The organism is Alteromonas sp. ISO5, assembly GCF_058105165.1.
In genome coordinates this window covers 4,055,777-4,069,378 of sequence record NZ_CM176572.1, presented here as the reverse complement: position 1 = coordinate 4,069,378, position 13,602 = coordinate 4,055,777, and the positions used below count along the sequence as shown (strand labels likewise).

Annotated in this window: 13 protein-coding genes and 2 pseudogenes; 4 read left to right on the top strand and 11 right to left on the bottom strand. The window is 44.5% G+C overall.

Annotated elements, in window-relative coordinates; translation table 11 throughout:
* Positions 1-21: 21 nt before the first annotated feature.
* From AC2T0J_RS18260 to AC2T0J_RS18245, 4 genes are all read right to left on the bottom strand, one after another.
* Positions 22-672, bottom strand: coding sequence for a LysE family translocator (locus tag AC2T0J_RS18260; RefSeq protein WP_489807183.1), 651 nt, complete (start codon positions 670-672; stop codon positions 22-24).
* A 140-nt stretch (positions 673-812) separates the two neighbouring features.
* A complete protein-coding gene (locus AC2T0J_RS18255) occupies positions 813-1,223 on the bottom strand; it encodes a hypothetical protein (protein ID WP_489807182.1) in 411 nt (136 codons plus the stop codon).
* A 241-nt stretch (positions 1,224-1,464) separates the two neighbouring features.
* Positions 1,465-2,415, bottom strand: a complete 951-nt coding sequence (locus tag AC2T0J_RS18250) for an IS30 family transposase (protein WP_489807181.1) — start codon at positions 2,413-2,415, stop codon at positions 1,465-1,467.
* A gap of 88 nt (positions 2,416-2,503) precedes the next feature.
* On the bottom strand, positions 2,504-2,788 hold the full coding sequence (locus tag AC2T0J_RS18245) for a hypothetical protein (RefSeq protein ID WP_489807180.1): 285 nt from the start codon (positions 2,786-2,788) through the stop codon (positions 2,504-2,506).
* A 91-nt stretch (positions 2,789-2,879) separates the two neighbouring features.
* Here AC2T0J_RS18245 and AC2T0J_RS18240 point away from each other — a divergent pair.
* Positions 2,880-3,829 (top strand): annotated as a pseudogene (locus tag AC2T0J_RS18240) (IS110 family RNA-guided transposase).
* Positions 3,830-4,576: 747 nt separating this feature from the next.
* Here AC2T0J_RS18240 and AC2T0J_RS18235 read toward each other — a convergent pair.
* Positions 4,577-4,762, bottom strand: coding sequence for a hypothetical protein (locus tag AC2T0J_RS18235; RefSeq protein WP_489807179.1), 186 nt, complete (start codon positions 4,760-4,762; stop codon positions 4,577-4,579).
* A gap of 140 nt (positions 4,763-4,902) precedes the next feature.
* Between AC2T0J_RS18235 and AC2T0J_RS18230 the strand changes: the two are divergent.
* Positions 4,903-6,107: pseudogene (locus tag AC2T0J_RS18230) on the top strand (IS4 family transposase).
* A 116-nt stretch (positions 6,108-6,223) separates the two neighbouring features.
* Here AC2T0J_RS18230 and AC2T0J_RS18225 read toward each other — a convergent pair.
* Positions 6,224-6,676, bottom strand: a complete 453-nt coding sequence (locus AC2T0J_RS18225) for a hypothetical protein (protein ID WP_489807178.1) — start codon at positions 6,674-6,676, stop codon at positions 6,224-6,226.
* 119 nt (positions 6,677-6,795) lie between these two features.
* Complete coding sequence (locus AC2T0J_RS18220) at positions 6,796-7,134, bottom strand: hypothetical protein (protein ID WP_489807177.1); 339 nt, start codon at positions 7,132-7,134, stop codon at positions 6,796-6,798.
* A gap of 187 nt (positions 7,135-7,321) precedes the next feature.
* Between AC2T0J_RS18220 and AC2T0J_RS18215 the strand changes: the two genes are divergently transcribed.
* Positions 7,322-7,732, top strand: a complete 411-nt coding sequence (locus AC2T0J_RS18215; RefSeq protein WP_159120628.1) for a type II toxin-antitoxin system PemK/MazF family toxin — start codon at positions 7,322-7,324, stop codon at positions 7,730-7,732.
* Positions 7,733-8,028: 296 nt separating this feature from the next.
* On the opposite strand, the gene AC2T0J_RS18210 is transcribed toward AC2T0J_RS18215, so the two are convergent.
* The 3 genes from AC2T0J_RS18210 to AC2T0J_RS18200 form a co-directional block, all read right to left on the bottom strand.
* Entirely contained in the window at positions 8,029-8,535 is a 507-nt protein-coding gene (locus AC2T0J_RS18210) for a hypothetical protein (protein ID WP_489807176.1), read from the bottom strand.
* Between the two features lie 649 nt (positions 8,536-9,184).
* The gene (locus tag AC2T0J_RS18205; RefSeq protein ID WP_489807175.1) at positions 9,185-9,901 is read right to left on the bottom strand and encodes an SOS response-associated peptidase family protein; all 717 of its coding nucleotides are present in this window, start codon (positions 9,899-9,901) and stop codon (positions 9,185-9,187) included.
* Positions 9,886-10,791, bottom strand: coding sequence for a prenyltransferase (locus tag AC2T0J_RS18200; RefSeq protein WP_489807174.1), 906 nt, complete (start codon positions 10,789-10,791; stop codon positions 9,886-9,888). Before AC2T0J_RS18200 ends, AC2T0J_RS18205 begins: the two co-directional genes overlap by 16 nt.
* A 98-nt stretch (positions 10,792-10,889) precedes the next feature.
* On the opposite strand from AC2T0J_RS18200, the gene AC2T0J_RS18195 reads away from it, so the two are divergent.
* On the top strand, positions 10,890-12,077 hold the full coding sequence (locus AC2T0J_RS18195) for a GGDEF domain-containing protein (protein WP_489807173.1): 1,188 nt from the start codon (positions 10,890-10,892) through the stop codon (positions 12,075-12,077).
* Here the strand turns inward: AC2T0J_RS18195 and rmuC are convergent.
* The gene (gene rmuC / locus AC2T0J_RS18190) at positions 12,074-13,516 is read right to left on the bottom strand and encodes a DNA recombination protein RmuC (protein ID WP_489807172.1); all 1,443 of its coding nucleotides are present in this window, start codon (positions 13,514-13,516) and stop codon (positions 12,074-12,076) included. The genes AC2T0J_RS18195 and rmuC overlap by 4 nt on opposite strands.
* Positions 13,517-13,602 lie beyond the last annotated feature (86 nt).

The window sequence follows — 13,602 nt, the reverse complement described above, 5'->3', positions numbered from 1 at the left end:
TCCGGCTACCCGATTACATTTTTATTTTGAAAATGCAGACTTAATAATTGAAAAGCCCACAAAGCCTAAGATTGCACCTGTGAACTTGTCGATGTAGAAGGCTAACTTTGTAAAGTTACTTCTTATTTTTTTCCTAGATAGTAGGAAAATGATAGCAGTATCCCATAAGAAAACTACAAGCGTCATCCATGCACCCAATACAAGTTTAAAGGTTATACTTACATCATTTGTTAAGACAACAGTAAATAAGCTCAGATAAAACAAGAGGTTCTTGGGGTTCAGGATTCCTGACATGAACCCAACAATAAACTCTTTCAGGAAGCTAGATTTACCCGATTCAGGTTTATCACTTTCTAAGGACAATTCAGCATAAGCATCTCTTTTGGCGCGAAGGGCCTGAAATGCGAGAAACATAAGGAATAGTCCCCCAATAATTTTCAAGGTAACCATAAGCCAAACAGAACTTGCCAATATTGCACCAACTCCAATTAAGCACAAAGCTATATATAACGCGTTAGCACTTGATATGCCAGCAGCCACACCGACGGCCTTACTTCTATCGTTCTTAATTGCACTTTTCACAACGAGGACAAAATCAGGGCCAGGACTTAGCAAGGCTAAAAAATGAGCTAACGCTACAGTTAAAAACATAATTATTAAGTCTGATTCCATATTTTACCCTTATATTGAACTAGAATCGGTGCTGATTAAAAATGTAATGCCCCAATTTGGGGAAATTATGAGTATTTTGCCACAAAGTGGCAGCAAGTAATTTTCCCAAGCCAGCTTGCTGGCTGAACAAGATTGGTTTGTTATATGCCGTTAAGCTCAAATCTGCCACTAGAATATGCGCGGATTTTCTTTGCTGCCCTATGAGAAATAATCATTTCTTTAAACATATGATTTACATATGGATCATCCGAGATAATCCTGAACCTTGAACCCAAAAAAGACCTAATTTTGAAGCTCTTTAGTTCGCTTATATTTAATGTTAAACCAATGCTTGGAAACCTTGACAGAATTGCTATTTGAGATTGGTTGACTTTAATCACTACATTAAAATTTATACCGTTCAATGATATGACAGCCCAAATGGATTTGCCTTCAAAGTTTTCAACAACATTACGTTTTGGAAAATTACTCGCAACTAAATGGCTCGCTCTGAGAACTAATATTGCGCTCAGGATTCCGCAAACGGTAGAAACTTTTTCAAGTATTGTCACAAACTTCCCTATTCAAAGGCATGTCACGCCCTAATTTGGTGGCACAAACGCATGGGCTATACTGCGAAGCAGAGCCGGCGTGTTTGTGTCCCAGCCCGCCCTAGCGGACGCCATAATTGTTTGTTGTTAGGCACGTGCCGACCAGATCTCATTTCTCTTAAATGCGTAAAAGTAGATAGCAATAAAAGGAATTGATACAACTAGATCGCGAATTCAACTCCGAAGTGCACCACTCGCTAAATTAGGCAGCCTTGCGTAATTCATTGAATATCGCGACAGGTTGCCTGAAGCCGAGACACTTTCTCGGCCTGGCATTTAATGCCCGTTCAATCTGAGCAATTTGCTTGTCCGTTACTGTCCGCAAATCGGAGCCTTTACGTATGTATTGGCGAAGCAAACCGTTAAAGTTTTCATTCAGTCCGCGCTCCCAGGAAGAATAAGGGTTCGCGAAGTAAATATCCGTTTTAAGCTTCTCTGCGACCAGCTCGTGATCACAGAATTCGCTGCCGTTGTCCGCCGTGATAGTTCGGACATGACTGCGATATTTCCACAACATGCCAACCATGGCACGGGCCACATCGGCTGCACTTTTCGCTGGCACTTTGCGTATCAGATACAGCTTACTTTTACGCTCCACCAAGCTAACAATCGCGCCCGTTCCTTGCTTGCCTAAAACCGTGTCAGCTTCCCAGTCACCGAACCGCTTCTTCTTGTTCACGATAGCGGGACGATGCTCTATGCCAACGCGATTTGGGATAATTACACGCTTCGCGCGGCTACCTTTACGGTATCTTCGGTGGCTCTGGCGTAGCTGTTTATACAATTTACCGCCGCTTAATTTATCACGCTGAACGTAGCCATAAATCCATTCATGGCTGACGTGATGACCGATGATTTTACCTACACCAGTAATCTGCTCAGGGCTCCACTTTTCGTTAAGCCCGAACTCAACAAAGGTAATCGTCAGTTCAGATATCCTGTACTTTGCGGCCTGACAACGCCGTTTTAATGCCTTGGCCTGAGCGACTTCCGGTAGGTAATGGCTATCTCGAATTCGATTGCGCTTAACTTCACGACTAATGGTGCTGTGACTTACACTCAGACGCTTTCCAATCTCCCGATAACTGAAACCCTCGCATAAGTAGGCTTCGATCTGGTATCTTTGTCCCTCGATCAACTGCTTGTAACTCATGGTAATACTCTAATTGTTTGGCGACTTTAGAATACCACCAACAGGCAGTTGATCGTCTGTCACCCTTTAACCATGAGTGGTGCACTTATTATCTGAATTCGGGATTAGGCACAATAAATTCATCCCATGTGCCACCAAGATCGCTGTAAAAGTTCCAATGTTCTTCGATAAGAGCTATTGGTAAGAATAATTGCCAAAACGTCCTGTTAATCACTTTAGCGCCAATTGCGTAAAATATAACACCGAGTGAAACCACTATAGAAACAAAATGGCTCAGATGAGTTAACAGAGAACTTTCATCAGGGTCAAAATACCAAAAGACCATCAACCCCAGATATGGGACTCCATAAAGCAGCCACCATAATCGATACAACTTGAAATCCGTAATGCTGAACATAAGTGCCTAGAAACAATGACTCCCTGTGAAATGCTAGCCTCCGCATTAAATCAATTTGGAGGCTAGCATGAATAAACATAGCATAATTTTTATCGGATTGGATACGCACAAAGAATTTCATGAAGTGGCGTATTGTGAAGAACAGCGTGGTGCTGTACCTGTTCATTACGGGCACATCCCCTCTTCAAAAGTCAGCGTTAAAAAGCTTATTCGCCAGTTTGAATCTAAATATCCTGGCGCGACTCTGCACGTTGTCTATGATCGGAATTTATCCCGTGTTCGCGAAGCGGCAATGAAGGATTTAAAAGAAGCGAAGTATCAGCTTAAGGCCTTACTGCTTCGAAACAACATTCGTTATGAAGGCACGGCCAACTGGTCGAAGAAACACCTGCGGTGGCTCACTGAACTGATATTGCCCCATCCGACCCAGCAAATTGTTTTGCAGGAACAACTTCAGACCATTGACGAACGCATTCGTCGACTAGAGAGGCTGGATAACTCACTCATCATGTTCACCAGTGGCGTTATTATCCGGTAGTGCAAGCCATTCAGGCTATGCGGGGTGTCAGATTGCTGGTAGCGGTTGGGGTCATTGCTGAACTCGGTGATTTACACCGCTTCGACCATCCCAGAAAACTCATGGCGTATTTAGGTTTAGTGCCCAGTGAACAATCCTCTTGTGGTAAACGGCATTTGGGAGCAATTACCAAATCCGGTAACGGCCGAGCAAGGCGTTTACTCATTGAAGGGGCACACAGCTATCGTTATCCGGCAAATGTCTCTACCGAATTACAATTAAGGCAGGAAGGCTTACCCAAAGACATTGTCGATATAGCCTGGAAAGCACAGCTTCGCCTGTGCAAACGCTATCAGCGTATGAGTAAAAAAGGCAAACATTACAATCTCATTTTTACGGCAATCGCCAGAGAAATGGCCGCCTACATCTGGGCAATCGCAAAAGAAGTGGTACTCACTCCGGTTAATCCCAAATTAAGACTGAGCCGGGTACCTGCATGATAAACGAGCTTGAGCTAACGCATTCGGATCAGGCCACGAAAGGTGGCACAACCTACGAGGGCGTTATGATGACAATCACTTAACCGTGATTGACCCACGAGCATAGACTGATGAGGTGAAAGTTCTCTGTAGGAAGATCACCGTTGTTTAACACACTGTTATTCAACGCTAACTACTAGCGAATGGCAAGGGCTAAATCGTGAGAGATAGTCTGGAGGAAGCCGCTAGCAAATCTGCGAGCTGATGAACAAAAATATCATATGAGGCGTAGGCTGAAGGTGAGTTGGCAGAAGACAACGAAACCATGTGATCTAACGGCCACCGCAAATGATGCAGCAGTGCAGAGACAGTGCATGCTCTTACCTGTGGTGGGACTAGCCTTCCAGAGATCTGCTCTACGAGCGAATTCGATGCAAACCGATAGCGCCGCTACAGGCAACTATGGCGGTGATAAAGCAGAAGTCAGCAGACGGCATAGTAGCCAAATGCCCATCGTAATGGTTGGGATACGGTGAAGGCCTGACCCTGAAAATCAATTAGGAGCCTGTGCAGCTCACTTGTACTGTATCCGACCGGATTTAGGTACAGTGGCGCAAAATCAGAAGCCATAATTGGGGCATGAGGGAGCTAATCGGCCATCATGTTTTAAATGTTTTCAGGAAACGCCCTGTGCGGAGCCGCATGCAGGGTGTTGTGGGGGCTGGAGGCTAGACACCTCCGGCTACCCGATCATATGCGCCAGTGTTACTAACGACACTTATAACCTTTAGTTGAAACCTCTTTGACATTACCTTTGCCACAATCTTGTAATGCTAGTTCTGCGTTTTTCTTAACAAGTGCAGTTGAATTGGTAGAGTCGTAACCAGATTTTAAAGAACATGCACTCATAAAAACTGTAAAAGTGGTGATAAGTGTAACTTTTGAAATTTTCAATTAAATCCTCCGTGATTATTGCACATAACGCCCCAAGCTAACGAATCTCCTCATAAATTAAAGCAGATTCAATAATATAGCCACGCATGGCGCAATTTAATCTAATGCATTTCGCCAAAAACATACCAGAACAACACACCATGCGTGACATCTTTATCTTACATGATTTACTTAAGAATCAATGCCCTAATTTGCATCAGAAACGACTTTCTTCACTGATGGTCGCTGTTCAATCTTTGTTGGATGGCCAACAGTTATCATTGACCGAACTGGGCCGAAATATATCGGGACCAGTCGCGGCTAAACACAATATTAAACGTATTGACCGTTTGCTGGGTAATCAAGCCTTACACAACGAGAGGCTGGATATTTACCGTTGGCATGCCCGACTTCTCTGCGGGGCGAATCTGATGCCAATAATTCTCATTGATTGGTCTGATGTTAGAGAACAAATGCGCCATCAAACTCTACGTGCCTCGGTGAGTTTTGAAGGGCCCTCCGTCATCCTCTATGAGCGGGTATTTCCTTTTTCTCAGTACAACTCACCAGTCAGTCACAATCCCTTTCTGCGTGAACTGGCTACCATATTGTCTGAGCGTTGTTGTCCTCTTATCGTCACCGATGCCGGCTATCGCAACACCTGGTTTCGGGAAGTTGAAAAGCTTGGTTGGTTTTGGCTTGGGCGTGTCCGCGGTGAAGTCGGCTTTCGTGAATATGGCCAATCTACATGGCGTAGCAACAAGTCTTATTATCCCTCGGCTAACGCTAGAGCGCGTTACCTGGGCGTCGGTGAACTAGGCCGCAAAAGCCCGATTAATGCTTGTTTACATTTGTATAAAGCTAAATCCAAAGGACGAAAAGACAACCGCTCTTCCAAAGCAGGGCGTCATCACAATGCACAACAAAACTATCGGGATAGCAGTAAAGAGCCCTGGCTACTGGTAACGAATATCCCCGCGGAATCACTGTCCTCAAAGAAACTCGTCAACCTCTATGCCAAGCGAATGCAAATAGAAGAAAGTTTCCGCGATATTAAAAGCCCTCAGTACGGCTTGGGCTCCGTCATAGCAGAACACGTTGCCCTAAACGCTTCGACATACTGTTACTCATTGCTATGCTCGCCGAATGGCTTTTACGGTTGCTCGGCATCATTGCCCAAAAGCGTCAATGGCAGCGTGCCTTCCAGGCCAATACTATCCGACATCGCCCCGTACTCTCACTAATAAGATTGGGCCGGGAAGTCCGAAAACGACGGCGGGATTACCCCGTTTCAATCTCTGAAATTCGCTGGGCCATAGCTCAGTACATTCAGCGGGTTCACGTTACCGGGATGCCTGAATTATGAGGGGATCCCCCAGCGCCCACATAAGGGGCAATTACCTGTTGGCTACAATACCAAGCGAAGCGCAGGGAGCCTACAGGTAAGTGTCCCAGCGCAGCGCGTTAATGGGCTTGTTAGGTTTAAAGCTTCTTGTAATACACGTCTATTTTATGCTCAACGGCCTTGAAGTCACTTTTGATTTTGAGAAAACAAACTTCTCTGATTTCTTTTTCTTCGTAATCTTTTCCTGCGACCTTGGTTGCTGCCATAGTACTAGAAGTGGCACAAAAACCGATATTGTCAGTTAAGCGCACACTCGTGTTTTCTAACGTAGATCGTGGTGTGGAGTTAGGTTTATTCATTTTTCTCATGATCCCAACCATTTGTTGCCCTGTTACCTTGCGACTATCACTACCCATACCTGGGACATGCATAGTTTGGACTATTTCATACTCATCAGTGAGCCATTGGGAATATTTACCAGCATCATTGCTCATATAATCTGATTCAAATGCAAGATAGATAGACTTTAATTCGTCATTTGCAAAGGCATTTACGCTAATAAATGCCAGAAGTGAAAAAATATATTTCAATGTTTACTCCTTTAAACCTAAAACTTCCAAATATGGGGCGCAACCACGTGTGCAAGAATGGCGAAGCCGCGCACGTGTTTGCGTCCCAGCGAGCGGCAGCGAGTGACATAATTTGTTTGTTATAAGCCATTGTTAAAACTGCCGTGCTTAGTCTTTTTATAGTTTAACCACATTGCAACGGAAAGAACAAAACCACCGATTAATATTAGAATGGCCCTGTTTGTTTGAGTTGGCTGAAGTACGGGCGCGAGTGTGTTGAGCCATAATGGGAAAAAGAAGGCAAACGGAATAACCACGCCGATAAATACAGCAAAAAAGAGATAGCAAATTGCGTTGTTAGTTAACCCTGCTGGTCTTGGCCAACCGAAGCGAAGGTTTAACATTTTGTGACCTTTAACTAGCAAGTTTACTGCAACCAAATAGATGGCAGCGCCAATTGTAAAAATGATTATTTCCATGGGCTTACACTGGTTTATAACTTCCCACTAAGGGGCGCTAATACATGGGCTAAAATTAGGAACGAAGTGACGCAGCCCATGTATTAGCGTCCCAGCGAGCAACGCGAGTGCCTTGAGTGGTTTGTTAGCAACCGCCCTTTGAATTTGGTACGATTGTAAGATTAACACAAGGAACAAAAGAAAAAGAATGGTTAAATTCCACCCTAAAAAAGGAACTTTATTGTGTTGTGATTTTTCTGTTGGATTCAAGGCCCCAGAAATGGTCAAAATTAGACCAGTGGTAGTGGTATCTCCTAAACTGCCAGGTAGGCCGGAATTATGTACAGTCGTCCCAATCAGTTCTGTTGAGCCTACGCCACTACAGCAATACCATCACAAAATGAATATCGATTCGCTCACGCCTAGACTGCAACAAACTGATTGTTGGGCCAAGTGCGACATGATTTATACCGTTGCATTAGAAAGACTAGATAGGCTTAGAGAAAAAGAAAAATCAGGTAAAAGGGTATATCTAAGTAAGCAGATCACGAAAGAGGATCTTCAAGCGATAGAAATCGCCATTTTAAACGGACTAGGCCTCAAAAAATTCTTGGGATAAGAAAAAGCCCAAAGAACATAGTTCTCTGGGCTTGTGTTCTTGACACTTGCTGGATAAACCAGAACATGGCCTAGGAAGCTTGTCATCGCCGAATCCTAGGTCAGCTACCATTACGGTAGTCTCTCTAGCCGGATAAACCGGAACAATTAAATTGTAGCTACAAATAGACTTGTTGTAAACGAAGAAGTTCACATTATGTGTATAACAAGGTTGCTAACGCCCTAATTTGGCGGCACAAACGCGTGGGCTATACTGCGAAGCAGAGCCAGCGTGTTTGTGTCCCCAACATTTGTTTGTTAGGTTTGGACCAATTTTTTCATACAATTTGGGCATTTAGCTATTCCGATACCAGCATTTGTATTGAATGTAACGAGTGTTTGCTTGCATTCTGGACATCTCCAGATATATCTATAGACGACGAAAGACATTGTAAATACAGAAACCCACAATACACATTCCCCCAACGTAGTAGGTAGTTTTCTGAGTTCAAATGGTAACCTACCAATCTCTAAAATAGGTGTCAGGAATGCAATCAAAAGGTGCAACAAGGCCACCAAGACTAATGCCAAGGCCAAGAGCCATTTTCTACGATAAAATGATCGCAAAACTCTTTCATTTGCAGGCCGATTAACAAAATATCCTAGAACTAATACCACAAATAATATAAAGCCTGCCCAAGAAAAACTTGGATCAAATAGCATACTGCCAGTCAATAATTCATAAATAGCGGGAATGATCACTAGTAGCGATATCATACCTATCATTACGAACACTAGATTGAAAAAACTGCGCAGAAATTTCATACAAACCTAACGCCTAAATATGGGGCACAAACAGGCAGGCTATCATGGCGAAGCCGCCTGCCTGTTTGTGTCCCAGCCCGCTTGCGGGCGACATAATTTTTTTGTTAGGTGCGTGCATATTTAGACCTAATGAATATTATCGATGAAAAGACAATTGCCCATATTAAGCTATTGACCAACAGCAAAGGAAAGATCTGTATACTACGTGGCTCTATTAACTCTAAAGCGATAAACTTTATAGGCATAGCAAATACTTGCCCAATAGAATTCATTAGCAGGTCAAAACCTGATGGAGATTGCTCGCTTATCGCATTGTTTAAAAGCCAACCACTATTGTAAATCATTAATGCAATGGTCAGCGCAAAGTGAACAAAACAAATCAGAAACGTCCTTTTAAAATATTTCATCCAACTAGCACCTAACTACTAAATAGACACCAATGTAGTATGTTTAGAACAGTCATTTTGGTGTTTTTTCACCCTATTTTATTTTCAATAACTTACTAAAAATCCTAACCTTTCAATTGGCTATACATTAATTAATGTACTTTACGCTTCACAAAATACACCACTTTTAGCAAATTACCAGATTTGGTGTACTTGAGCATCAGCTGGCTTTTTAAGGTTACGCGCCTTCCATCCGTAGTTGGTTAATCCGGTTGGAGCTCATATGGCTCTCCGACAGGCTGATATAGTGAAGGTTTATTAATGGGCTGTATCGTAAACTGATGGCGTATTCTCGGTACTAATAAGTCTTCCAGTGCCTGTGGGTCGGTGGTCTTTGCATTCAACCATCGCTGCAGACTGTTATCTTTTGGCGATAGCATTAATGGTGTGGACTTTTGGTGAACACCTATTAATTTATCATGTGGCGGCAACGTAACCACCGAGCACGAGGTTTCGACAAACTCATTGCCGTGACTGTCGTGACCGTGCCATTCACGATACAGACCACCCATGGCGAGTTGTGCATCAGGTTCACCAATCATATCGTAGTATATGGTTTTAGTGCCGGCCTTTTGGGACTCACCAAAACCGGCTACCGGAATAATGCAGCGATGCTGGCGGTAGGAATGATAACCCGCGCTCCGAGGCACATTAAGTTTATCATATCGCGTATTGAACGATGTGTACCGGGACGGTTTGAATTGCATAATGCCGGTGCTGTGCTCTGGTTCCAGTAATAACCACCAAATGGCATTCCGCGCTACCCTTTTACCCTTTTGTTCCAACACAATGGTTACTCTTTCGGTAGCGCGTACAAACCGGCTGAATCGCATTCCCTCTTCCGGCCAAAAACTGATTTCCAACTGGTCGCATAACTGCCTGACACCAGGACTATCGGTCACGTTTAACCGGCCACACACAGTACCACTCCTAATAATAACGGTGTTGCCAGAGTCATTATCACATTTTGTCCCATCGCCGCTAAAAAGGCCTTATCGGGTTGTCCAAACTGTTTAGCCTGTTGATAAATCTGCCAGCCAGGTAGCATCGGTAATAAGCAAATAAGGCTGTACCAAGGCAAACTAAAAACCACTACGGTTAACACCACTACCAGTATAGTAAGCAGCCATTGCACCAAATACAATCTGGCAGAAAACGCGTAACCGTATTCAATAAGCACATGGTTTCGGCCATGCTCCGCGTCACTGGCAGCATCCGGAAATTGATTAAGTAGCAACAGGTTGTTCGTTAGCAAGGTGGGGATCAACGCCAACAGCAGCATGGTTAAATTATGCGATCCGCTGACGGCCACATAGCTACCGTAAGACATTAGAATACCAAAGCCTAATCCTGGCGCCACCAGGCATAACCAGGGATAGCGATTAAGCACTGGTGTATAACTCACCACAATAACAACACCTAGTACTCCCATACCCAATAATGAAATCCAGGCTTCTGGCGTATGCTGTAATACCAGTAGTCCCGACACAATGGTTAAAACGAGAAAAGCAATACCTATGTATTTTACTAACCCGGCCACCGATGGCTGGTTTACCAACGCCCCGCTGCCCCCGCTGAAGGGCGTCCGGTGGGTGGCAAAATCCAGTTTACTGGTGCAATCCACATATTCATTCAGCATGTTAACGGCAATGTGAGCACACAGGCCACACACCACAATTAAACTAAATAACAACCAGGAACCGTCTATATTTAAAAAGTTAACAAAACCGAAGCTGAGTGTCAGACAACTCACTACCAGCAATAAAAACGGGGGACGCATGGTTTTAACAACGGTAGATAGAACGCTCATTCCCTGCTCCTGTGCAGTCGGTTGGTTAATGATCTGCTGCAATAATTAGTAACGACGATTGCGCTAAACTTATAATATGTCGAGTTGATGGCACTTTGATGGATACTCTCCTTTCAACCAGTATCGAGTTAAACAAAGTCAATATTTTACTGACGCTGTTGTTTAGTATTGGCTGGATAGTTATCGCTAAACCACTGCAGTTGTACCACAACAGCAGTATCCGTTTTGCGCTGGCCAACCTGTTATTGGCGCTGGCTCTGTTACTCGACTTTCGTCATCCCGACAATCCCACACTTCTTTTGTGGGTGATTGCCGATATCATATTACTGATTTCGTTTATTATCTATAACCTTGCACTTCGTCATCTCTTTCGATTAACCATCGATTCTAAGTGGTTTAGCTTAATGATTGTCCTGGTGAGTGTGGCGTATACACTGTTTTTACCCGGCTGGATAACCCCTGAAACGGTGGCCGTACTGAGTTTGGCTATGGTTATTTTAGTGATGCTGGCTACCCTGAAAATGAAATTTAACGCCCTGCACGCAACTTTTTCTGCCAAAACTGCCAGTATTCTATGTCTGGCAGACGTGCTTATCATCACATTGGTGGGTAGTGAACTTACGTTTTGGGCATCTGCGGTGCCCATCCCGCAAAACAGTTTATTCTTTTCGCCTTATAACCCATCGCTGATGTTATGGATGCAGGTTGTACTGATTATTTTGATCAATACCACGGCGATGGGCACTACTATCTCGCGGTTAATTGTTCGCATGAAATACCTGGCCGAGCATGATCAGCTTACCGGTATTATCAATCGCAGGGCCTTTCAGACGCAACTGGAATACCAGTTCTCGCTTTTTCAGCGTTATCAACGGCCATTCAGTATCCTGATGCTTGACATCGATTACTTTAAACTGATCAACGATACCTTTGGACACAGTACTGGCGACAAAGCCATTATGCATACTGCCCAACATCTTAAACAACAAATCAGGCAATCCGATCTGGTCGCCCGTTTTGGTGGGGAAGAATTTATTATACTGTTGGCCGATCAGTCTTTAAGCGAAGCTAAACTCATTGCCGACAATATATGTCATTCATTAAGCGAAACTAAATGGGACGATGTCGCCGACCCACTCACTATCAGTATTGGTTGTGTGGAAGTAAGCCAGGCCCGGGATCCGGACCAACTGCTTAAACTGGCCGATGATGCGCTGTATCAAGCCAAAGCCAATGGCAGGAATCAGGCCGTCATGGCTGGAAACAAAGCACGCTATCTGATTTAATCCTGCTCGTCAGGTTCATCATCACTGGTATCGGCCAGACGTTTATTTGGCTGTACACCCAGGGCCCGGAATTGCTCTACCTGACGCACCAGGTTGCCTCGGCCGCTGGTTAATTTATTCAGCGCGGCATCGTAGTGTTTCTGCGTGCTTTCTACCGCTTTGCCAATTTTTTCCATATCCCCCACAAAGCCGGCAAACTTATCGTACAGTCTGGCAGCATGCTGAGCGATTTTCTGGGCATTCTGATTCTGGTATTCGTACTGCCAGATATTGTTAATGGTGCGCAGCGCTACCAGCAGGTTGGTCGGCGAAACCAGCATAATATTGTTATTTAAGGCCAGGGTAACCAGTTCCGGATCGCTTTCTACCGCTAATAAAAACGCAGGTTCTACCGGAATAAACATCAGTACGTAGTCGAGCGAGCGAATCGCTTCCAGTTCATGATAATCTTTTGCGCCCAGCGCTTTAATATGGGTGCGCATCGAGTTTACATGCTCTTTTAACTGACGTGCCCGCTCGTCGTCATTGTCACTGTTAAAATAGCGTTCGTAAGCGGCCAGGCTCACCTTCGAATCAATAATCACATCTTTGTCATTCGGCAAATGCACCACCACATCAGGTTGTTGCAATTTACCCTGTTCATTGCGGGCCGATACCTGAGTTTCAAATTCGTGGCCTTCCCGTAAACCGGACTCTTTGAGGATCCGCTCAAGCACCACCTCACCCCAGTTACCCTGCTGCTTATTATCACCTTTCAAAGCACGGGTCAGGGCTGCAGCATCTTCGGTAATTTGTTGATTTAATGCCTTCAAGCCAAGAATTTCGGTTTTCAGCGAGGCGCGTTCCTGTCCCTCTTTAACATACTGATCAGTCACCTGCTTCTTGAAGCCTTCAATCTGATCCTTTAACGGGTTCAACAGTGCATCCAGGCGGGTTTTACTTTCATTACTGAAACTTTCAGCCTTTTGCTGGAAAATTCGGTTGGCCAAGTTTTCAAATTGTTCCTGTAAGCGTTTTTCGGCTTGTTGCAGGGTGGCAAGCTTTTCTTCGTGAGACTTCTCGGCCACATCAAAAGCTGCCTGACGGGCGTCACTGGCGGCTTTCAACTGTGTATAGTCGGCCTGCAGGGTTTTCAATTCGCTTTGTAATTGCTGGCGCTGTTGCTGTGCTTCAGGTAACAGCGCCGCTTTGGCAGATTGTTCCTGTAGCGCTGTTTGTAGCGAGGAAAGCTGCTGTTTAAGTTCAGTCATCTCTTGCAGCGCGCGATTTTGCACAGCATCCAGAGATTGCTGAGTCTGTTCCAGCTGCTGGGCTAATAGCTGTTGCCCGGCTAGCGCCTGTTGTGCCAGCACCTTGCCCTGAAACCGGCCAATAACTAAGCCAATAATTAACGCCAGCAGTGCAGCGCCGACAGGAATAATGATATTAAGGTGTTCCATTACCAACCTGAAAAACTTCAATAAAAAACGGGTAACTCATGTTACCCGTTTTTGGCTTCGGCATAAGCGAAGAATTGCTTATTCGG